20 protein-coding genes are annotated in these 22,007 nt (G+C 59.9%); all 20 read right to left on the bottom strand.

Annotated elements, in window-relative coordinates:
- Nucleotides 1–7: 7 nt before the first annotated feature.
- Complete coding sequence (locus tag TU81_RS18515; protein WP_048396250.1) at nucleotides 8–2,044, bottom strand: type VI secretion system Vgr family protein; 2,037 nt, start codon at nucleotides 2,042–2,044, stop codon at nucleotides 8–10.
- 28 nt (nucleotides 2,045–2,072) lie between these two features.
- Nucleotides 2,073–3,089 carry a serine/threonine-protein kinase gene (locus TU81_RS18510; RefSeq protein ID WP_048396249.1) on the bottom strand — a complete coding sequence of 339 codons (1,017 nt, stop codon included), beginning with the start codon at nucleotides 3,087–3,089 and terminating at the stop codon, nucleotides 2,073–2,075.
- Nucleotides 3,086–3,814 (bottom strand): PP2C family protein-serine/threonine phosphatase, encoded by a 729-nt coding sequence (locus TU81_RS18505; protein WP_038980693.1) that lies wholly within the window; start codon nucleotides 3,812–3,814, stop codon nucleotides 3,086–3,088. Before TU81_RS18505 ends, TU81_RS18510 begins: the two co-directional genes overlap by 4 nt.
- Nucleotides 3,814–7,338: a type VI secretion system membrane subunit TssM gene (gene tssM / locus TU81_RS18500; RefSeq protein ID WP_048396248.1), complete on the bottom strand. Its 3,525-nt coding sequence runs from the start codon at nucleotides 7,336–7,338 to the stop codon at nucleotides 3,814–3,816. The genes TU81_RS18505 and tssM overlap by 1 nt, the downstream gene beginning before the upstream one ends.
- Nucleotides 7,339–7,351: 13 nt before the next feature.
- On the bottom strand, nucleotides 7,352–8,227 hold the full coding sequence (icmH, locus tag TU81_RS18495; RefSeq protein ID WP_038980689.1) for a type IVB secretion system protein IcmH/DotU: 876 nt from the start codon (nucleotides 8,225–8,227) through the stop codon (nucleotides 7,352–7,354).
- 5 nt (nucleotides 8,228–8,232) lie between these two features.
- Complete coding sequence (gene tssK, locus TU81_RS18490; RefSeq protein WP_007894604.1) at nucleotides 8,233–9,564, bottom strand: type VI secretion system baseplate subunit TssK; 1,332 nt, start codon at nucleotides 9,562–9,564, stop codon at nucleotides 8,233–8,235.
- Between the two features lie 2 nt (nucleotides 9,565–9,566).
- On the bottom strand, nucleotides 9,567–10,067 hold the full coding sequence (gene tssJ / locus TU81_RS18485; RefSeq protein WP_038980687.1) for a type VI secretion system lipoprotein TssJ: 501 nt from the start codon (nucleotides 10,065–10,067) through the stop codon (nucleotides 9,567–9,569).
- Nucleotides 10,068–10,072: 5 nt separating this feature from the next.
- Complete coding sequence (tagH, locus tag TU81_RS18480) at nucleotides 10,073–11,269, bottom strand: type VI secretion system-associated FHA domain protein TagH (protein WP_038980686.1); 1,197 nt, start codon at nucleotides 11,267–11,269, stop codon at nucleotides 10,073–10,075.
- Between the two features lie 17 nt (nucleotides 11,270–11,286).
- Nucleotides 11,287–11,427: a hypothetical protein gene (locus TU81_RS18475; protein WP_008150087.1), complete on the bottom strand. Its 141-nt coding sequence runs from the start codon at nucleotides 11,425–11,427 to the stop codon at nucleotides 11,287–11,289.
- A 93-nt stretch (nucleotides 11,428–11,520) separates the two neighbouring features.
- The gene (locus tag TU81_RS18470) at nucleotides 11,521–13,038 is read right to left on the bottom strand and encodes a sigma-54 interaction domain-containing protein (protein ID WP_048396247.1); all 1,518 of its coding nucleotides are present in this window, start codon (nucleotides 13,036–13,038) and stop codon (nucleotides 11,521–11,523) included.
- Nucleotides 13,039–13,048: 10 nt separating this feature from the next.
- Complete coding sequence (gene tssH, locus TU81_RS18465) at nucleotides 13,049–15,706, bottom strand: type VI secretion system ATPase TssH (RefSeq protein ID WP_162232627.1); 2,658 nt, start codon at nucleotides 15,704–15,706, stop codon at nucleotides 13,049–13,051.
- A gap of 4 nt (nucleotides 15,707–15,710) precedes the next feature.
- Nucleotides 15,711–16,718 carry a type VI secretion system baseplate subunit TssG gene (gene tssG / locus TU81_RS18460; RefSeq protein WP_038980679.1) on the bottom strand — a complete coding sequence of 336 codons (1,008 nt, stop codon included), beginning with the start codon at nucleotides 16,716–16,718 and terminating at the stop codon, nucleotides 15,711–15,713.
- Nucleotides 16,682–18,469, bottom strand: a complete 1,788-nt coding sequence (gene tssF / locus TU81_RS18455) for a type VI secretion system baseplate subunit TssF (RefSeq protein ID WP_048396245.1) — start codon at nucleotides 18,467–18,469, stop codon at nucleotides 16,682–16,684. The genes tssG and tssF overlap by 37 nt, the downstream gene beginning before the upstream one ends.
- Nucleotides 18,470–18,496: 27 nt before the next feature.
- Entirely contained in the window at nucleotides 18,497–18,922 is a 426-nt protein-coding gene (locus TU81_RS18450; RefSeq protein ID WP_048396244.1) for a hypothetical protein, read from the bottom strand.
- Nucleotides 18,915–19,337 carry a hypothetical protein gene (locus TU81_RS18445; protein ID WP_048396243.1) on the bottom strand — a complete coding sequence of 141 codons (423 nt, stop codon included), beginning with the start codon at nucleotides 19,335–19,337 and terminating at the stop codon, nucleotides 18,915–18,917. Before TU81_RS18445 ends, TU81_RS18450 begins: the two co-directional genes overlap by 8 nt.
- On the bottom strand, nucleotides 19,334–19,555 hold the full coding sequence (locus tag TU81_RS18440; protein WP_048396242.1) for a hypothetical protein: 222 nt from the start codon (nucleotides 19,553–19,555) through the stop codon (nucleotides 19,334–19,336). The genes TU81_RS18445 and TU81_RS18440 overlap by 4 nt, the downstream gene beginning before the upstream one ends.
- A gap of 129 nt (nucleotides 19,556–19,684) precedes the next feature.
- Nucleotides 19,685–20,080, bottom strand: coding sequence for a hypothetical protein (locus tag TU81_RS18435; protein WP_038980671.1), 396 nt, complete (start codon nucleotides 20,078–20,080; stop codon nucleotides 19,685–19,687).
- Nucleotides 20,073–20,450 (bottom strand): hypothetical protein, encoded by a 378-nt coding sequence (locus TU81_RS18430; protein WP_048396241.1) that lies wholly within the window; start codon nucleotides 20,448–20,450, stop codon nucleotides 20,073–20,075. The genes TU81_RS18435 and TU81_RS18430 overlap by 8 nt, the downstream gene beginning before the upstream one ends.
- Before the next feature lie 165 nt (nucleotides 20,451–20,615).
- Complete coding sequence (locus TU81_RS18425) at nucleotides 20,616–21,029, bottom strand: hypothetical protein (protein ID WP_048396240.1); 414 nt, start codon at nucleotides 21,027–21,029, stop codon at nucleotides 20,616–20,618.
- Complete coding sequence (locus TU81_RS18420; protein WP_048396413.1) at nucleotides 21,026–21,994, bottom strand: DUF6402 family protein; 969 nt, start codon at nucleotides 21,992–21,994, stop codon at nucleotides 21,026–21,028. Before TU81_RS18420 ends, TU81_RS18425 begins: the two co-directional genes overlap by 4 nt.
- Nucleotides 21,995–22,007: the final 13 nt, after the last annotated feature.

The following is a 22,007-nucleotide window of genomic DNA, read 5'->3' as shown; positions in this document are numbered from 1 at the left end:
AAACTCATCACTCAGAAAACACAAAAAAAGCCTTCGGTTTAACCTTCTCAGGCACCGCATTCCCCAACGCCTGATCCATCAAACTCCCCGCCTTATCCTTATCCGCAGCCCCCGGCAACACGGGCGGCTTAATCCCGATCCCGGTCCCCGAGCCTGCCGACCCACCGGCATTAATCTTCACCACCGGCCCAACAACCGTCACACCACCCGCATCGAGTTTGATAAAACTCCCCCCAGCCTTGACCGTGAGCTCCATCCCGGCCTCGATGACAATCTTGTCCCCAGCCTTGAGATGTATTTCCTTCCCCGCACTGGTCAGCTGCGCAGTCCCAAGCTTGATGTGCTGGTTCTGCCCAATCGTCAGATGATCATCCACCCGCACTTCGCTCTTGCGATCAGCAATCGTGGTGCGGTGTTCTTCAGCCTTCAGCTCGGTGTAGGTGTTCTTCACCACCGTATCGTGGCGTTCATTCCCCACCCGAATCTTCTGATCGTGCTCGATGTTTTCATCCCAATCCCGCTGGGCATGAATGAAGATCTGCTCCGCCCCCTTCTTGTCTTCAATCCGCAGTTCATTGAACCCACCGCCCCCCGGTGAGCTGAGGGTTTTGAACACAGTGCGAGTCTTGTTCGCTGGCAGGTCGTAGGGAACCTGGTTTTCCTTGTGGTACAGGCACCCGGTTACCAACGGCTGGTCGGGGTCGCCTTCAAGGAAGGTGACGAGCACCTCCATACCGATACGCGGAATAACGATGGCGCCGTATCGATCCCCAGCCCAACTCGAAGAAACACGCATCCAGCAGCTGGTTTTGTCATCAGCCAACCCTTCGCGGTCCCAGTGGAATTGCACTTTGATGCGGCCGTATTGGTCGCAGTGGATTTCTTCGCCTTTGGGGCCGGTGACCATGGCCGTCTGGCTGCCGAGGACGCGGGGTTTCGGGTGTTCCAGGGCCGGGCGGTAGAACACGGCCCATGGGGTGGCGAGGAAGCGGTTGCGGTAGCCCTGGTGGAAGTCGTCTTTGTAGTCGGTGGTGTCGCTGGTCACGCCTTCTTCGAGCACTTGCGGCTGTTTGCCTTCGTGGACGACTTCGGTGAGCAGCCAGAGGTCGTTCCACTCGGTGCGCGGGTGGTCGGAGATTTCCAGGAAGTGGCCGCTGACGAGGGTGGTCTGGTCGCCATGGCCTTCGGCTTGCTGGTAGTCGGCGCGGTGGCGTTCGAGGGCGCGTTGGCTGAGGAATTTGCCGCGCGCGCGGTCGAGGAAGCGGCCGGGGTAGTCGTAGTCTTCGAGGTCCGGCTCTTCGCTCTGAACATCAGGTTTATAGGCAGCTTCCAATTGCAGGCGCGGTTTTTCAAAGTCGTAGTCGCGGCGGGTAGTCCGACTGGTGCGGGTTTCCAGGCGCAGTTTGAAGCCTTTGATCACGGGTTCGTCGGCGACCATGCCGCTGCCTTGCACATAAGCGGTGGGCTGGCCGAGTTTCGGAAACACCGTTTGATCGTCACCGAATACCAATAAATGACCTTTGGAGGTGTGCTGGAAGTGGTAATGAATGCCTTCCTCCTCGCACAGGCGCTGGACGAAGTGCAGGTCGGTTTCGTCGTATTGCACGCAGTAGTCGCGGTCCGGGCACGGCTGGCTCAATTGGAATTTGTAGGCGTTGCCTTTGATGCCGTGTTCTTCGAGGATCAGCGCGATGATTTTCGGCGCCGACATCTGCTGGTAGATGCGCTGGTTGGTGCGGTGATGCAGGTATTGCAACTGCGGCACCAGGGAGACTTTGTAGCGGGTCAAGCGCTTGCCGGCATCGCCTTGGGCGACGCGGTAGATCTGGCCGTGGATGCCGGAACCCTTTGGATCGAACGCCAAAAAGGCCTGCTTGTGCAGGAGCTTTTCCAGGTCCAGGTCCGGGTTTTCGCTGACCAGTTCCAGGTCGAAGCGATACGGCTGGCTGATGCCTTCGGTGCCGGTGAACGACAGCACTTGCAGGTCGCCTACGTAGTCTTCGACGGTCAGGCTGAAATGCGTTTCGTTGGAAGGGTTAAACATTGTTTGCTCCCTGTTCGGTAGTCATCCGTTACGCCCGGAGTCGCAGACGTTGCAGCCAAGACGATGTGGCGCCCATAGCGTCACGCAGTTGGGCGGCAGTGATCGTTCGATCTGCCGCATCGAAAGCCAGCGCCGTTCGCAGGGCTGGCCAGCAGTGTTTCGGTAGGTTTCGGGGTGCGTGCAGCTCGCGCTCGAGGCGTCCGTCGCGGGCCTCGGTCGACGGCAAGCGGCGGAACGGGTGTTTGCCGCCCGCCAGTTCGTAAATCACGCAGGCCACGCCGTACACGTCCGCGCTGGCCGACAGCGGCTGGCCTTCGAGCAGTTCGGGGGCGGCGTAGCCGGGGGTCCAGGCGTTGAAGCGGTTACGGCTCAGGTGCGGCAGGCCGGGCAGGATGCCCTCTTCCGCCTGGCCGAGGCCGAAGTCGAACAGGCGCACGCCTTCTTCGCTGAGCATGACGTTGCTCGGCTTCATGTCGCCGTGCAGCACGCCGCGAGCGTGGGCGTAGGCCAGCGCGTCGAGCAGCGGCAGCGCGATGTCGCGCAGCTCTTTCCACGGCAGGCCCAAGGGGCGCTCGCAGAGTAATTTGTCCAGGGTCAGCCCACGCATGAGTTCCATGGTGATGAAGGCGCGCTGGCAGTCGGTGTCCACTTCAAAGGTGTGCGGTCGCAGCACGTTGTTGTGGCGCAGGCGTCGGGTCAGGGCGAACTCGCTGTAGAGCAAGGCGCTGGCGTCCGGCGATTCGGCAAATTCTTCGCTGAGGATTTTCAGCGCGATGTAAGGGTCGGGATCGCCGAACTGTTCGTGCAGCAGATCCCGTGCACGGTAAACCGCGCCCATGCCACCGGCACCGAGCAGGCGCTCGATGCGGTAACGGCCTGCGAGCACGTCGGGCAGCGCACCGACGCTGGCCCGGGTTGGCGCCAGCGCAGGCTCGGCCACATGCGGCTTTCCGTTTAAAGGCTTGGCGAACGCAAAGTAAGTCAGGTTATTGGCTTCTTCCTCGGTCACCAGCAGGTCGTCGATCGGTGGCATGAATTCAGTCATTGGCGGATCACCACGGCAGTCAGATTGTCCCGGGCCGAACCACGCAGAGCGCCGTCGAACAGACGTTCCAGCGCAACGTGCGGCGCGGTCAGGCTCAAGGCGTTGCCCAGGGCATCGCTGCTCAGCCCTTGATACAAACCGTCGCTGCACAACAGAAATGCATCGCCGGGATAGACCTCGAGTTCGAGCACATCCAGGGTCAGCTGCTCGGCAGCCCCGACCGCGCGGGTCAGGGCGTGGGCGGCGGGGTGAGCCTGGGCTTGCTCGACGCTCATGTTCTGCTCGTCGATCAGTTGCTGTTGCAGCGAATGGTCCTTGGACAGCTGATACAAACGCTGGCCGCGCCACAGGTAGCAGCGGCTGTCGCCGGCCCAGATGCAGGCCGCGCGATTACCTTCCACCAGCAGCGCCACCACGGTGCTGCCCATGATGCTGTCATGGCGCCCGGCGGTGACGGTCAACTCCTGACCCAAGCGGCGGTTGAGCCAGTGCAGGCACTGGCGAATACCTTTGAGTCGTTCGTCGAAGTCGTCCTGCACCGGCAGTTCCGCCAGGCTGGCGACAATCAACTGGCTGGCGATGTCGCCACCCTGATGACCGCCCATGCCGTCCGCGACCACCCACAGCCCCTGCTGGGGACAGTCGAGAAAAGCATCTTCGTTGCGCGCCCGAACCTTGCCCGGGTCGGTACGCGCAGCGCTGCGCCAGGGACTGGCAACCTGCATCAGAGCTGCACCGGCATACGGAAAGTACGCAGTACGCCCATGTCAAACGGGTTCGGCGTGCGCTGGCTCGACAGCAAGTAGTTGGCGCGCAGGCCACCCACGTCAGCTTTCAGCACAAGCACATCGCGACCGGTCAGGTACTCGGTCTGCATCAGGTCGAACAGACGGAACAGCGACCATGGGCCGGTGTTCTTTTCGATACCGATCGGGCGGCCGGCCATTTTGTCGAGGACCAGGCTGGTGCGACCGTCTTCAGCGTCGGTCGGCCATTTGAACGACACCGGCACGATCGGGCCGTGACGGTATTCAATGGTCTTGTCGCCGAACTTGAACTCGGAACGGCTGACGGCCGGGTCGAGGGTGTACGGCTCCAGTTTGAACTGCACTTGCGGCTCGGCCGGGTTGATCGAGAAGAAGCTCTGGCGGATCACTTGTGCCGCGGCCATCTGGTCGAGGTAAACCTTGGAGATCGGCATGCTGTGACCGTCAACGCTGCGCAGGCGGTAGTTGCCTGGATCGCCACTCACGAACGGACGCATGTAGTTCTCGAAGAAGCGATCGGCAATGCCCTGGGCCTTGAAGAACTCGCGGAAGTCGCTGATCGCGACGTCGCTGGTGCTGTGGGCACTGAACGGGTAACGCTTGTTGATCGCCTTGCCGTAAAAGCTGTACAGCTCGCTCTGATAACGCTGGTTCAGGTACTGGTAAGAATCGTTGAGCACCAGACGCCAGGTGTCTTCGGCCAGCACGTTGAACCACACGCTGACTGGACGCGGCAGACGATTCGACGCGTTGCGCAAGTTGCTCAGCGCATCACGCTGGCCGCTCATGCGGGTCTTGGCCATTTCGAATGCAGCCTGCTCCGGCGCGCTGGCGCGGGCCAGGCTCGACAGTTGCAGTTGCAGGTCGTTGAGTGCTGTCAGGGCCGGGGTCAAATCAGCGGCCGGGCCGTTGTTGTCATCCAGCAAACGGTGCAGTGGTTCGAAGCGACGTTGCAGGGATTTCTTCGCGGTGTCCGGCAAGTTCTTCGCCATGTCCGACGCTTTGTCCGCGGCGGCCGCAGCGAGTTTGCCGAGCTTGCCGCCCTTCTCGCCCAGTTTGTCCGCCGCATCGGCGGCTTCATCGGCGCTGTCTGCGATGACCTGGAAACGGGTGTTCTCGCGCACTTCCACCAGCAGTTGCAGCACCGGCGAGTTAGCCGAAGTCAGGCCCGCCAGTTGCTCGGCGCCTTCACCGGCGTCGTTGATCGGTGGCAATGCCACCTGGCCGACCGCTTCGCTCCAGAAGTTGGCGTAGTCTCGGAAGTACAGCTGCTCCAGTTCGACCATCAGGCGACGCAAGTCCATGCCGCTGATGCCCGAACCTTCGCCCAGCACCCAGTTGTCACGCAGGATGTCGGTGACCAGTGCAGTGCCCTGGACCGAGAAGTACTGCTGATAACCCTGTTGGGTGTAGAACCCCGGGATCACGTAATCGGTGCCGACAAACAGCGCACCCTGTGGGCCCAAGTGTTGGCTGAAACGGTATTCCGGCAGATTGCGAGCCTGCTCGCGCAGCATCCGGTAAACCACGTTGGCCAGCGACTCGCTGCGCAAAACCTGACGCGCCTGCGCTACCAGTTGATCGTTCAGCGGGTAGATAAACGGCTGCTTGAGCAAACGTTCGAAGTGGGTGTTCAAGCCGTTCTGCACCGCTGTGTTGCCGGCATAACGCAGGGACCAGTCAGTGGCGACCCAATCCTTGAGCCACGTAGCATCGCGGCGATCTTTCATGTTCAGCATCAGGTACGCACGCAGGCTGTTGAGCAGGCGTTCGCGGTCCTTCATGTTGGCGCGGATCTGGCCTTCCAGCAGCGTTGCAACCCGTGGCAGCAGTTGCGCTTCAAGTTCACGCTCGTAGGCGCTCTTGACCACTGGATTGACGTCTTCGCCTTGGTACAGGCCACCGCGTTCGTGGTACGACACGTCACCTTTTTGCGGGAAGACCTGCGTTGCCGCGTAACGGGTGTCGAGGGTCTTGAGTACCGCCATCGAATCATCACGCGCAGTCAGGGCCGAGCGTTGCTGATTCCAGTTTTGTGCCAGGTTACGCAGGTTTTCCAGACGCTCGTAGTTGGCCGAGAAACCACCAGCCCACAACATGCCGAACAGCGCCAGTGCCGCCAGTGCGCCCACGTACAGGGCACGTTGGCCCCAATGGATGCGGCTGCGTTCGCGCTTGTCCAGACCGGCCAGATCGGCCTCGGGGAAAATCACTCGGCTGAGCAAATGGTGAATAAACCGCGAACGGCCACTGCGCAGGGTCGGCAGCATGCCAGCGTTCATGCCCAGGTTCGCGCCGATGCCGGCGGTGGTCTGGTCCATCTCTTGAGTCAAGTGCGGTGCGCTGGTCAGGTAGAAACCGCGCAACTGGCTGACACGCTGGTAGCGGTTGCCGGTGAACGCCATGTCGACGAACAGGCACAGGCGCTCGCCGATCTGCCCCAGTTGATGCGGGAAGTCGAGGATGCGGCCACGGCGTTGGGTGTCACGCTCCTGGTGCATGCGCATGATCACCTGGCTGTTCAGGCGACGCAGCAGCTCTTCGAACTCGGCGCGCAGCACGGCCACGTCAGTGCCGCTCTGCTCTTTGCGGAAACTGGTGCCGAGTACCTGGTCGCTTTCTTCGCGGGTCAGTTGATCGAAGAATTCGTCGAAACCGAGCAGGCGATCGGCCTTGCTCAACACTAGATAAATCGGCACGTCGACATGGAGTTTCTGATGCACGTCTTGCAGACGCGCACGCACCTGGCGGGCCAGGGTGTCGAGGTCTTGCTCGGTGTTGCCCAGCAGCATTTCCACCGGGATGGTCACCAGCACGCCGTTCAACGGACGGTTGCGGCGACGCTTGCGCAGCAGGTCGAGCAAGGTGCTCCAGGCGCTGCCATCGACTTCGGCATCCGGTTGGGTCAGGTAACGCCCGGCGGTGTCGATCAACACGCCGTGGTCGGCAAAGTACCAGTCGCAATGCCGGGTGCCGAGGGTGTCGCGGGTGAGTTTGCGGTCGATCTTGTTGATCGGAAACTCAAGGCCCGAGAAGTCCAGCAGGCTGGTCTTGCCGCTGCCCTGCGGGCCAATCAGCAAGTACCACGGCAAATCACTGCGCCAGCGTTCGCTGCGACCGCGATACAGGCTCGAGGTCTTCAGGGTTTTCAACGCATCCTTGAAGCGTACGCGAAGCTCTTTCTGCTCTTCGTCGATCAGCTCATCACGACGGATACGGTCCTGGCCGTCTTCGGTTTCTTCCACAGCCTTTTTGCGCACACCGGCGCGCCAGCTGACGAAGACCATGGTCAGGCCCCAGATCAGGAACAGCACACTGATCGTCAGCAGACGGGAGGTCGAACCTTCCCAGAACTTGTAGTCATTTACCGCCAACAGCGGCCCGACGAACCACACCAGCAGCGCGACGAACAGCACCAGCAGCAAGGTCCAGACCCAGGTCTGGCGCAGGAATGCGCCAACTTTCTTGAAAAACTTTTTCATCACACGTCCCTGTTTACGGCTGCGACTGCGGCTTAACCGCGGTCGGTTCTAGCTGCTGATAAGGTTGCAGAACGGTTTCGCGTTGCTCGCCCAGCACCCAGGCAAAACCCGAATACATCACCACCAGGCAGACCACAGTGAACAGCACCACCATCCACGCCGGCACGATGCGCACCAGGCTGCGACGCTGATCGTTCAGGCCTTCCCAATGCGGCGACAACTCACGCGGCACGTCGCCACGCAGTTGACGAATCTGCCGATACAAGGCGTCGCGGATGCCTTCGAGTTCAAGCATGCCGCGCGCTTGCACCCGGTACTTGCCTTCGAAACCGAGGGACAGGCACAGGTACATCAGCTCCAGCATCGGCAGGTGCTTGACCGGGTTTTTCGACAGGCGATCCAGCAGCTGGAAGAACTTCTCGCCACCGAAGGTTTCGTTGTGGAAGCTGCTGAGCAGGCTCATTTGCGACCACTCGCTTTCGTTGCCCCACGGCGTGGTGACGACAGCTTCGTCGACCACGGTGCACAGCACGTAACGCGCGGCCATCACCTGGCTGCTTTCGGCGCCGTTGTGCAGCGCCCGTACTTCAAACAGCTTCAGCCCGGCGGTCAGCCGCTCGTTGAGCGCGTACAGGTCTTCGCGGGTATCGCTGTGCTTGAGGCGCACCACTTCCGACAGCAGCTCGGACGCCGCTGCCACCAGCGAATTGAGGCTGATGTTGAAGGCTTCGGCCGGGCGCAAACGCGCGGCGTAGATCATCCGCTCTTCCAGCTGTTCGAAACGCGGAGGTGCAGCGAAGTCAGTCAGCGGACTCGACGCCGGGCCGTGGCCCTGACGGTCGAGCAGGACGGTTTTGTCGTCCTGGTTGTATTCCATGTCCTTGATCATGTCGGTCAGTTCCTGATGGCCCAGAATTTCAGTTCAAGCTCGGCGAATTCGCCGGACACGTGGAACGCGAAGCCGCCGGAGCGCTCGAGTTGCGCCAGGTCTTCGGAACTGAGTTCGAGGATGAAATAGGTTTTGTTGGAGTGGAACGCGATCTGCCGTGGGGCCACCGGCAACGGTTTGACCTTGATGCCTGGCAGATGCAGGTTGACCAGTTGGCGAATGCGCTCCACCGGGCCGACCTTGAGGTGCGCCGGCAAGCGATGGCGCAGTTCTTCGGAGTCGCAGTTGGCACTGGCCGCCAGCACGAACGAGGCCGAACCCAGCAGTTTGTGGTCGTGCAACGGCGACACGATGATCCCGTACTGACGCGCTTGCAGCACCAGTTCGATGGCGTGCTGTTCGAGCACCATCGACAGCACCTGACGAATCGCTTCCATCAGTTTGCGGAAACTCGCGCCCTGGTCGCTGTGCTGGTAACGGCTGTCCAGGCGCGGGCGTTTGCTCTCGCTGGAAAACGTCGCCAGATCACCGAGCATGGTCAGCAGCGTGCGGTACAACTCTTCCGGGTGAACCTGTTCCAGGCCGAGGTAATGGCGCAGCAGCATTTCTGTGCGGTTGATCAGTTGCAGCATCATGAAGTCGCCGATTTCCGCGCCACCGACCTTGCCGTTGGAGCTGATCCGCTCGGCAATGGTATCGCCCCGGTGGCCGAGCATGCTGATGACTTCTTTGAGGCACGACAGCAGGTAGCTGGACGAATGCGCTTGAATGTAGGTCGGCACGAAGTCGGGGTCGAGGCTGATCACGCCATCGGGCGTGGTGTCGAGCACTTCGCAGATTTTCAGCTTCACGTAGGCCTGGTCGCTCTGCTGCTCACCGAGCAACAGTTTGAAGTCCGGACGACCGCAGCTGACCTGGCTGGCGGAGTCGTCGCCGGCGTTGGAGTCGGCGACTTCCGCGTCGTACGCGGTGTAGCGCGCCAGCACGTCGGACTGCTCCGGGCGGCGAGACTCGATGTGGTTACCGGTCACCAGTGGCAGCGCCAGATAAATCGGCGTGTTGCCGGTGTTCGGCGGCACGTCCAGGGCCAACGGCTCGGTGTTGCCGCCGAGTTCGAACAGGCTGCCGTCCGGCAGAATCCCCGAGGCCTGGCTGATCACCAGCTTGCCCATGTTGAGGAACTGCAAGTCGATTTCCAGGTTGAGGAAGCCCCAGATGTAGCTGCCCAGCAACTGGGTACGCGTCTTCATCTGGTGGTCGTAGTAACGATCGTTGTGCTGGAAGTGCTGCGGACGCAGCAGCATGCCTTCCTGCCAAATGACTTTATGGGAATTCATGATCAGTCATCCGCCTTGGCGAGCGTTTCATGGGTATTGCGGATGCCGGCCTGATCGAGGGTCAGGTCAGCCACGGTGACTTCCAGCGGAGTGATTTGCACGGTGTAGCGCCATTTGGTTTCCGGCAGGTCACGGTAGGCCGCGAGTACGCCGACGTAGCGACTGCCCTCCTCCACGCTGAGCTTGAGCTCGATGGTTTCACCCGGGCGCAGCTCGAGTTCTTCGCTGGCCACCAGGTCCGGGACCAGGGATTCCTTGGCGCGCTCGTAGAGGCTGAAGAAATCAGCGTTCTCGAAAGTCACCGGGTGCTTGAGCTCCAACAGGCGCACAACAATCGGCGACGGACGACCGTTGAGGTCCGGGTTCAGCTGATCGCTGGCGGTCAGCTTCAGGTTGAGCTTGGTCACGGTGGAATACGGCGACAACGACGAGCAACCGGCCAACAGCACGAGGGCAGTGAGCGCAGTCAGTGTCTTGAAAAAAGCGGTCGAGCAGCGAGACATGCGCATCATCCTTGGTGGTCGGTGTGAAGGGTGGAAATCAGTCGGATCTGTTCTTCGTAGGCCTGGGCAAAGTCGCGGGCCAGCAGGCGTTCGCTCCAGTCATCGTCCTGACGCAGGGCCTGGTGATAACGCCCATAGGCTCTCCAGCGACTGCCGGAGGTGGCGAGCAGCGGCTTGCTGTCGCGCTCAAAGCGCAGGGTCAGCTGTTGTGGCGAGAAGTGTTCCAGGGTGCCGCGAACGGCGGCGCGGCTGGCGGTCAGCAACGCCACCTGATGCGCCTGCAAATCGCGGAACGCACGGGAGATCGCTTGCTCCGCCGGCAACTGGCCCGGCTTGTTGCCCTGCAACAAAATGCCCAGCGCTTCACCGGCATCGACGGCGAATTTCAGTGGATTCTTGTGGTTGCCTTGCACGGTGGTCTGGGCCAGGCGCAGTTCGTTTTTCAGTTCACTGCGGGTACGCAGGCTCTGCTGCAAACCGCCGACGCTCTGCTTGAGCAGGCGCGCGGCGTTCAGGGCCAGGGCTTCGCGGGCGTCGTGGTCGAGGCCTTTGAGATCCACGCCGAGGGCGGCACCGAAGTGCTCCCAGAAACCTTCGCTCTGACGTTCGACCGCTTTCGGCGGAGGGGCTGGTGCAGGCTCTGCCGGGGCGTCGATCAGCTCCGGGACCATCAGGCTTTCCATGTCGATGCGCGCGTAGTCGGCACGCTGACGGGTGTCTTCGATCGTGGTGCTCGGGGAAATCAGTTCGTCGATTTCCGAGTACACGCGCTCTTGCTGTTCGAGGGCGTTGAGCGGATCGAGATCGAGGAAAGCATCATCCGGAATGATGCTGCCCGCCGCCCGTGGACGGCCCACTTCACCGTCGAACGTCGCCGGGTCGCGCACCAGTCGCGCACGGATCTCGAAGTCACCCAGCACATAAATGCTGCCGTGCTCGATGCGCATCGGCTCGCCCTTGCGCAGGCGCGCGCCGCTTTCGCCGTCCTGAACACCGTTACTGCTGGTATCGGTCAGGAAAAACGTGCCTTCGCGGTAGCTGATCACCGCGTGGTGGTTGGACAGGTGACGCTTGCGGTCGGGGATGATCCAGTCGCAATCCTCGCCCCGGCCGATCACGCCACCGGCCTGCTTGAAGGTCTTCTGGCACAAATCCGTGGGCACGAACTGCTTGGTGTTCAGCATTTCGAAAACCAGTTCCATGGTGATACTCCTTGCGGTCACTTGCCGCGATTGACCGCCTGCGGATCACCCAATGGGCGATAGGTGTTGTCGTTGTATTTGTAGTTGCCGCTACAGCCGCCGAGGCCGCATAGAACGACGAGGGTCAGCAGGACGGCTTGCCAGTGACGAACAGACATCAGAGGGTCTCCAGGGATAGACAAAGCACAAAGCGCCGACCCGTTTGGGTGGCGCTGTTAGAAGCGAATGAGGTGAAATCGACGGTCTTTTGCCTACCCACCGAAGTCACCCAAATTGATATTCAGGCGACCAAGGCGATACAGCAGCGTGCGGCGCGGCAACCCGAGTTCGCGGGCGGCGAGGGTCTGGTTGCCGTCGTTTTTGCGCAGGCAGTCGAGCAGCAGGCTGCGTTCGACCTGCTCCAGACGTTCGCGCAGGTTCAGGCCGCTGTCTTCCGGCATGGCTTCCATGCGCAGGGAGAAATGCTCGGCCAGCAACTCGCCGCCTTCGCACAGCAATACCGCGCGCTCGACCAGACCTTTGAGTTCGCGCACGTTGCCGGGGAAGGCATAACCGGACAGGTGATCCAGCGCCGCGTCGGACCAACGCACCGCATCCCGTTGCAGAAACGCGCAAGCCTTGTCGGCGAAGTGCCGGGCCAGGTCGAGGATGTCGCCTTCGCGCTGACGCAGGGCCGGCAACTCGATCGGGAATTGCGCGAGGCGGTAGTACAAGTCCTCGCGGAATTTGCCTTCGCTGACCAGCACCGACAAATCCCGGTGCGTCGCAGCGATGATGCGCACGTCAATCTTGTGGGTGTCGTTAGAACCCAGCGGACGGATCTCGCCTTCCTGCAACACGCGCAGCAATTTGGCTTGCAGCGACAACGGCATGTCGCCGATTTCATCGAGCAACAAGGTGCCGCCATTGGCTGCGTCGAACAGCCCGGCACGGTCGCGGTCGGCGCCGGTGAAAGCACCTTTGCGGTAGCCGAACAGCTCGCTTTCCAACAGGTTTTCAGGGAACGCCGCGCAGTTCTGCACGATGAACGCCTGGGAACGTCGCGGGCCGCAGTCGTGAATCGCCCGCGCGACCACTTCCTTACCGGTGCCGGTCTCGCCGCGCAGCAGCACGGTGTAAGGGCTGTGCAAAACTTTACTGATCAGCGAATAGGTCTGCCGCATCGCCGAGCTCTTGCCGATCAGGCCATAACCGCTGGCGCTCGGGACGTTGACCGGAGTCGGCCGTGTATTGCCGGTCGGCTGACGCAAACGCTGCAGCAAGTGCAATTGGCCGAGCACGAACGAGCCCAGTTGACCGAGGGAATCGGCAAAGCCTTGCAGGTCGATATGCCGGCGACTGGCGCACAGCAGCAAACCTTCGACAGCCTTTTGCTGATTAACCAACGGCACGCACAACAGCGACTGCCAAGGCGTGGCCTGGAGCGGCAGGAAACTCGTTTCGTGCAGGCTGCCGCTCAGCTCGCTGAGGCTCACCACGCGGTTCTGGCACAGGGCGAATTGCAGCAGTTGTTCACCGTTGTAATCCGCCGGCAGGCTCGCCCCTTCCCGGGGTTGCAGAATGCCGTTCAGGCATTCGGCGTTCATCCCCAGGCAGGTGTGGGTCGCGTCCAGCAGGTAAAGTTGCGTCAGCTCGCAACCGCTGAGCTCGGCCAAACCGCGCACGAAGTCACCCAGCAGCGCAGCACCGTCCGCCGCGCGCGACAGGCTGGCGAACTGCGCCAGCAAGGCTTCGGCATAGACCAGCGGTTGCGGCACTTGAGTGAACATCACACCCACCTCAGGCGAACTCGCACATCACGCTGGCGTCGCCGTCGAGCGTCGCATGCACACGCTTGAGGCTTTCACCGGTGGCCATTGCATCGAGCAAACGGTCAGCCACCAGCGGCAGCACGTGCAGGTCGAGCAAGTGGTCGATCAGGCGCGCGCCGCTGTCGCTTTGGGTGCAGCGTTCGGCCAGGTGATCGACGAGGTCCTGCGAGTAAGTGAAATCGAGCTGACGACGGTTCAGGCGCTCGCCCAAACGACCGAGTTTGATTTCGATCAGCTCGCGCAGCACCGGGCCACCGACCGGGTAATAAGGCACCACGCGCATGCGCGCCAACAGCGCCGGTTTGAAGTGTTTGCTGAGTACCGGGCGAATAGTCTCTTCCAGCACTTCGGCGGTAGGGCGCGCGCCGTTTTCGCAGAGTTCGCTGATGCGGTCGCTGCCCAGGTTCGAGGTCATCAGGATCAGCGTGTTGCGGAAGTCGATCTCGCGCCCTTCCCCATCGTTGGCCACGCCTTTGTCGAAGATTTGGTAGAACAGGTTGAGCACGTCCGGGTCGGCTTTCTCGACTTCATCGAGCAACACCACGGAGTACGGCTTCTGGCGCACGGCTTCGGTGAGCATGCCGCCCTCGCCGTAACCGACGTAGCCCGGTGGCGCACCGATCAGACGGGAGACGGTGTGCTTCTCCTGGAACTCGGACATGTTGATAGTGGTGATGAAGCGATCACCGCCGTAGAGCAAGTCGGCCAGGGCCAGGGCGGTTTCGGTCTTGCCGACACCGCTTGGACCAACCAGCAGGAACACGCCGACCGGTGCATCAGGCTTGTTGAGGCCTGCGGCGGTGGCGCGCATCGAACGGTCCAGTGCATGAACCGCTTGTTCCTGACCACGAATACGGGTGCGCAGGTCGGTGGCGAAGCTCGCGACCTTGGCATTGTGTTCGCGGGCCAGTTGCGCCAACGGCACGCCGGTCCAGGCGCTGATGACTTCGGCCACCAGACGCGGGCAGACTTCGAAACTGACCAGACGCTCTTTGACTTGAGCTTCGGTCAGGGCGCGGTGGGTTTCGTTGAGTGCAGTTTCCAGGGACGCGACGCTTTGTGCTTCGTCTACGGGCAGGGTTTCAATCACGGTGCCTTCAGCGTCTTCTTCAACCGTGATGGTCGGTTCGACGGCAGCGGCTTCACGGGCCTTGGCCAATTGCTGACGCAGGTCCAGCAGACGCTCGGCCAGTGCTTTTTGTTCGGTCCAGAGGGTTTCCAGAGCGACCATTTCGTCTTCGGCGTCGGCCAGGCGATCTTCCAGAGCATCCAGTGCTTCATGATCGATCAGCAGACCGGCCTCGGCGTCGCGACGCAGGGCCTGACGCTGACGGCCACCTTCGGCCAGCTCGCCACGCAGGCGTTCCAGGCTTTCCGGGGCGGCGGCGAGGCTGATGCGTACTCGGGCGCACGCGGTGTCGAGCACGTCGACGGCTTTGTCCGGTAGCTGACGGCCTGCCAGGTAACGGGCAGACAACTCGGCCGCCGCCACCACCGCGTCATCACGCAGGTAGATGCCGTGGCTCTTCTCGTAAACCTGGGCCAGGCCACGCAGGATGGTCACCGCTTCGCTGACGGTCGGTTCGTGCAGTTGCACCGGCTGGAAACGACGGGCCAGGGCCGGGTCTTTCTCGAAGTATTTTTTGTACTCCGCCCACGTGGTGGCGGCGATGGTGCGCAACTCGCCACGGGCCAGGGCCGGTTTCAGCAAGTTGGCCGCGTCGGAACCACCGGCATTGCCGCCTGCGCCGATCAGGGTGTGAGCTTCGTCGATAAACAGAATGATCGGTTTTGGCGAGGCTTTGACTTCGTCGATCACGCCTTTGAGGCGACGCTCGAATTCACCTTTGACGCTGGCACCAGCCTGCAACAGGCCCATGTCCAGCGACAGCAATTCGACACCTTTGAGTACCTGTGGCACTTCACCGGCTGCGATGCGCGACGCCAGGCCTTCGACGATGGCGGTTTTGCCGACGCCGGCTTCACCGACCACGATCGGGTTGTTCTTGCGGCGACGGGCGAGGATGTCGACCATCTGACGGATCGCGCCATCACGGCACAGCACCGGGTCGAGTTTGCCGTCGCGGGCCTGTTGGGTCAGGTTGTGGGTGAAGCGCTGCAACAGCGATTCGCCCTGCGCCGCCGGTTTGCCGTTAGCCGCCGGTTGCTCCTGTTGCGACAGGGCAAATTCTTTCAGGCGATCGATGTTCAGCTTGGCGAGCAGCGGCTGATAGCGACTGCCGGCGTAGCGCATCGGATTGCGCAGCAGAGCGAGGATCAGCGCAGCGTCTTCAACCTGGGTCTGACCCAGTTCGAGGTTGGCCACCAGCAGCGCATCTTGCAGCCACTGCACCAGTTCCGGGGCGAACACCGGGTTGCGCGAAGCGCTGTGTTCGACCCGCGATTGCAGCGCGGCGCTGAGTTCACCGGCATCGACATCGGCGTCCTGCAACGCGCGTGCGAGTAAGCCGTTCGGACGCTCCAGCAGGCCGAGCATCAAGTCCTCGACGAGGATCTTGCTGCCGCCACGGGCGACGCAACGCTCGGCCGAACGCTCCAGATCACGGCGGGTTTCGGCGTCCAGCGCCTGGATGAGTTGTTGCAGGTCTACGTTGATCATGCTCACGTCCTTAATGAATTTTGCTGCCCAAGGTCACCACGCCGTCCGCTTTTTCGCGGCCCAGCCAACTGGTCCACCCCAGGCGACAGGCGTTCTGCTCACCGATGCGCAGTTCGCGGATTTCTTCCTGGCGCAACACCAGGCGAATGTCGTAATCGAGCGGGTCACGCAAGGTGAACCGCACCAGCGCGCACAGCGGCTGATAGCCGAAACCGATCGGCAGGAATTCGTGGAAGCGTTGCCAGTCGAGCTCGCGGATGTGAATGCGGAATTTGCCGCTGCGGTCGCGCACGTGTTCGCCCAGCACCAGGTCTTCGCCGAGCAGGCTGTTGGCGCGGCCCAGGCGATTGCGCTGCTCGTCGAGGATTTCGACGCGGCGCTCGATGCATTGCTCGATGGTCAGTTCGGCGTGCTTGAAGTAGTAACGCAGCACCGCTTCGATCAGCGCCGCCGAGTGCGCCCGCAAGCTGAGCAAACCGAGGTACGGCAGCAGGCGTTTCCAGTTCAGTTCCTGGGCCCTGCGGATCTCTTCGCCACCGAGGCCGATCAACGCAAACAGCTGCGCCGAAAACGGGTCGAGCGCCCCGCTCTGGAAGCTTGCGCGGTAGCGGTATTTTTTCCAGATCGGCAGCATCAGCCGTTGCAGGCGATGGTGGAACAGGTCGAGGAAGTTGCGGGTCGGATTGCCGTCTTCGCTGTCACCCAGGGCCTGTTCGCCATAGAACGCCGGCAGCGGCGAACCGGAACCGACCAGGCCAATCAGGTTGAAACGCAGACGCGCACGCATCTGCCCGTGCTCTTTGAAAAACTCCACGCGATCGACGTCGCTGCCAGGGAAACCCAGGCTCGGATTGGCCTGGAATTCCAGCTGGTCGTACAGGTCGTCTTCGCTCAGGTGCGGGTGTGCATCGCGCAGCCGGTCAATGACCAGCAGCACTGCCTGAAACAGCGAGTACTCGCGTATTACCCGGGTCAGCCCGCTTAAAGCAGGGGCTGCAGGCCCATACGTGGTGTCCATTGGTACACCTCTCCCTGTGTGCTTTTTACCCGCAGCTCGTGGAACGAATTGAGACTGGCGTAAAGCGCGAAAAACTCGTTAAGAACCGAAGCGAACACGAACAGGTCGCCCTCGCCGATATACCCTTCCGGGTCGATGGTCAGCTCGGTGCGCAACCCGCGTACCGGCAACCCTCGGTGCAATCTGTCGACGTGTTGGTGCTTGATCGACTTGAGCCCGCCCAGCAGGCGCTTGCTGACTTTTTCCGCGTGTTGGTCGTAGTAGCGCGGCAGGTCGTAGGTTTCGAGAATCACCTTCAACGCATTAACGTCGGCCAGCGACAGATAGTTGAGCGACATGTTGCTGATCAGCTTCCAGAGGAAGTCACGGTTCAGCGGCGGTGCGAAACTCGACGTGGCCGGGGTGATGTTGCGGAAGCTGAGGAACTCCGGGGTCTCTTCGCAGGCCATGCAGATGTCGCCGAGCTTGAGCTTGCGCGGCAGGTTCTGATTGGTGCACATCAGCTCGATCGACAGGGTTTCGTGGGCTTCGGTATGGCGGATGCCGAAGCTCAGGTAGGTGTCGAGGCCGTCGTGCAGCAAGGACGAACGCTGGCGGATGCTGTAATGCGGACGGCTGGTGGGCACGTCGAAACTCGGGTCGTGTTCGAAGGATTCGAACGGCACGTACTCCTGATAACCGAGGCCGCCGGGCTTCCAGCCGGTCACGGTTTCCACCGAAAACACGCCGCAGTTTTCCAGGTCGTATTCGGCCGGCAACAGCAGGTATTCGTCCTGCTTGCCATCGAGGCGAATCGGCAGCGCGTCGTGCTCGAACAGGTTAACGATTGGCGTGCAGTAGAGCTTCACGTTGTCCAGGGTCGGCCGCATGCGCATGATGCCGCTCTTGCGAATATCGAAGCGCAACTCCAGGCCGCGCATCTGCTTCAACGTGTCTTCCGGCAGCGCCTTGAGTAGATCCAGACCGTTGACATCGACGAACAGGAACTTGTCCTGGAAGGCGAAGTATTCCTGCAAATAGCGGTAGCCGCGGAAGGTGTTCAGCGGATACGGAATCAACGCTTCTTCCTCGGCAAAACCCACCGGCTGCACACGGTCGCCAGGCATCTTGAACGCCATCGGCTGGCCGTTCACACCGTTGATGGGCTTGCCGGCGCCGTCCAGCGGGATCAACTCGATGCCTTCGAGGTTGCGCAACAGGCTCAGGTAAAGCATCTGGCTGATGTAGCGCTCACCGGCGAAGTGCAGACGCAGACGACTCAGCTCCAGCTCGCCGAGGTGACCATCAGCGCTCATCTCCAAACGCAGGCTCAACAGCGAACCATCGCCCTTCACCGAGTAGGTCAACGCGGCCAGATCCAGCGCCTGGACTTCAGTCGGGTAGCACGTGCGGAAGCGGCAACGCACGTCATCGACCGGCACACTCTCCACCGGTGTATCACGCTCGACCTTCAACGCAGGCCCGGAACGCTTCAGCGGGTCGAACTGCAAAATGCTGAACGCCGGCAGCGGCCGCATGTAGTTGGGCCACAGCAACTGCATCAGCGAATGGCTGAGTTCCGGCAACTCGTCGTCGAGCTTCTGGCGCAGGCGACCGGTCAGAAAGGCAAAGCCCTCCAGCAACCGCTCCACATCCGGATCCCGCCCGGCCTGCCCAAGGAAAGGCGCCAACGCCGGGCTACGCTCGGCGAAACGACGACCTAACTGGCGAAGTGCGGTGAGTTCGCTTTGGTAGTAGTGGTTAAAGGACATGGGTTACCTGCCTGGTGGTGGTACTCATCAAAAAAATATCCTGTAGAGCGCGACCGTTACGCCGGCACAGACATAACCGGCGATCAGTAGGAAAGGCACAACCATGGTCCAGCCGAACGCCATGTAAGCGTCCTGAGACTGCCCAGCGATCAAACAACACACGCCATAAATCACCCATGGCACGATGTAAAAAGGGATGAACTTCACCGGCGCCCACCAGACCATTCGCAGCGCTTGTTGCTCGTTTCGGCTCTTCGCGGATCGGGACATCCACAGCGAAAATCCCAAAAGCCCAGGAATGCCCCACCACAACAGGTACTCCCAATGGGTGTGGGATGAATCGAACGTCGTGTACTCGCCAATCCACAGCTGATAGGAAGAGATCGTCAGTACAGCAAGCAATGGCCACCACAAGGCAACCATGAAGAAACTCAGTTGCGCGCGGCTAAGCATGGTCGGCCCCCGACGCGAGCTTCGAGGCTTTGGCGCCTGCAAATTTGCGCTTGTACCAGCTATCCAGCCCTGTGCTGAGAAGGATCGCCGTCAAGGTGAATGTCCCTTGGCCAATGCCATAGAGCAGCGCCCGCAGCGGATGATCCGGCAGCATCCACAAGAGAATCAGCCCCACCCAGATCGCCCACAGGATCAACTTCACACGTAGCACAGGAATCAGCGCCAGCACCGCGTTGAAGACGAGAAAAAACTCGTAGAGGAATTTGCTGGTAAGACGAATGTTCACGCCACGGGAGGTCAAACCGCCGTAGGTCGAGATGTACCAGTCGGCCGCGAAGTTATTCAGAAACGTATAACCCACACAGAAAACACTGTGGATCAACAGGCAGCAGATGATGCGCGTCGGCATGTTCATGCGGGAGGCACCGATGAGTAGCAACTGCCGGCGATTTCGATGGCCACCAACGAAATCAGGACCATGAAAGTCAGCGCGCAATGCAGCCATGACTGGCGCAGTCGCTTGCTGATTGCCGTAACAATCAGCAGAAAACTCAAGATCGCGATGCCGCCGAACAGATTGCTGTCGGCGATGAACATCAGGTACATGCGCATCTCGTCTGATACGTCAATCATGGGCAAAAGGCTCCATCCTTGAGGGTCCAACTGCGCTGAAGATCCTCGCGTTCGCGTTTGACGGAGCACGGTCGCGCCGATCAGGGATCGCAATCAACGCAACGGGCGATATTGTTCGACGGTTGCGCATCACGACTGGGCCGCTCCCTGTTTCCCGCGCAAGCGGACAAAGGCTGCGTTCATGACATGGCTCAGCACAATCGCCAACAGCGTCAAACCACCCGCCAACGCGCAATACGCCATGGCGCGAACGGGGTATTGCGGTAGCAGGTAAAACAGGATCGCCAGCATCATGAAGACCGTCACGCCAAACTTGATGGCCAGGCGATTGATTAAGACCAGAGCAACATTGAGGAAAACAAAAAAGTAAAAAACCAGGTACATGCCCATGCCGATGGCCACGCCACGTGAGGTCAGGCCGCCGACGAGCTGTTTGTAGATAGGCACTGCAAAGTTATTGAGCACGATGTAGAGCACGCAGGCCAGCGCATGCACGATCAGACCGATGACTCGACGGCTATTCATGCTCAGCTCCGGTCATGGCTCTATCGGCACTCAGAATCTGGCGTTGCTGAAGATAAATAACGCCCTCGCCGGCGAAGAACATCACGTTATCGACAGTGAATGGCTCACTGTTTTCTTCTCCAGATTTCAGCCAACCTTGATCCCACAATGATCCATCATCATTTCTGATCTGAACGAAATAATAGGGCCGTTCAGATTTGGTGATTTCGACGAACTGGCCACCCTCAGCACCGCCACGCCATTTCGCATTCGGGTACTCGCTCAACACGCGAGGCTGATCTTTCGAAAAGTCCATGTAGGAAACGATCACCACGAGCGCCACGCAGGCGAGCGCACCCATCGCCATCAGGAAGCGCTGTAGCCAGATCATTTCGACACAGTCCGGGCGAACGGATGGGGACGCAAGAGGCGAGTCATCTCAGCTCCAACAATAACTTTCAAATCATGCTTCCCATATAAAATATTAGGGACAGCCCACTTTTTCGTTCTTTTTTTTCGTGCTCTTGCAAAGAGCATCCCGATCACTGAACCCAGCTCAATTTTCCAGAACCCTGTAAGGTGTATTGCTGATAAAAAAATTCAACCAATGCTTTTTCGGGCTAGAAAGCCCCAACGTAAAAGCCTTGCTCGACTTATCAAATTCTATAAATACAACACCCACTGTTTTTTCATCTTCGTCGGCGCGCATATCCAACTCCAACTCGGAAAAAAGAGGTGTACGGTAAACCTGACTGGGGTTGTTTAAATCGGTGAATCGCAGATAGACAAAGTCTCGCGGGGTCAAAAGCGAGCTTGCAGGAACAGACTCGATAAGATATTGGCCAGACGGACTTTTTTTCGAATAGTCTGGCGCACGACCTAAAACCTCAACCACAATTATTGCAATAGCAATCAACAAGCTACACAACAAGACAGCCAAGCTTATGGCGTACTTATGTCCGATCTTCATTTAGCAGATATCTCAATAAGTGCAGACGTTACGGGTTCGTACATAATGTCCGAATACACGCGAAAATCGCCGCCCTTCTTATTCAGATCACGATAGTCTCGAAAGTCACTGTTTTGAACGAGCATGTAGTGTTTGCCTTCGAGCTCTCGATATCGACGTACGGCCTCATCTTTTTGCTGTGTGCTTTGCTGTCCTCTCACACCCTGATATTGCGACTCCGCCATAACGGCATTCATTTGGGCAGCCAGTTTCGCGTTAGCTTTTGCTCCCTCAACGGGGTCCGTCACTAACTTATCGAAATTCCAGTAGCCAAGAATCTGACTGAACAGAGCTACTCCATCGTTGAAATCGTAGGAATCCTCGATATAAAAGCCCAATTGCGACGGGGTAAACACGATACTCTTATCCGTTACAACGACTACACCTTCAGCAATAGCTCGCATGTTGAAGTTAGCCAGTGCCGCTCGAAGCTCATTCACCTCATCAGAGCCTGCCTGCTCAAACTCGACTACTTTGTTATTTGAATAACCAAATTTCTCAGCAGCACTGGCAACACCATTAAACGCAACCGGATAACACCCAGAGGCTTTACCGGAAAACGCTCGACGGAGCCTGCTTTTGATCAGAGTGACTCCAGCTGGACTATTCCAAGTCTCCCTCAAATGCTTTATCGCAGAATTTGCACGTTCAAAACCGGAAACCCAACTCATTTTAACGATGGATTCTTCTATGTATTCCTTGGGCGCGAAAACATCATGCTTCTTTACTTCATCATCCATCCCGCCTTCATCAGTCGGCCATGGCTTACCATTGAACCAATGGTTCATAAGGTCTGCGGCAACTGGCCATTTCATTTTTTTCATCGTATCTGGAATATCAGTGATCTTGAACTGACGCGCAGTCGCAGACTGTCCGACTTTATTACTTGCCGGAGTCATGGTCGTTGCCACTGTTGTTGCTGCCATTTCCATATCCCTC

It is taken from the genome of Pseudomonas lini, from assembly GCF_001042905.1.
GTDB classification, from domain to species: Bacteria; Pseudomonadota; Gammaproteobacteria; order Pseudomonadales; family Pseudomonadaceae; genus Aquipseudomonas; species Aquipseudomonas lini.
Note: the sequence above shows the minus strand (reverse complement) of the source record. Positions and strands in the feature narration are given on the sequence as shown.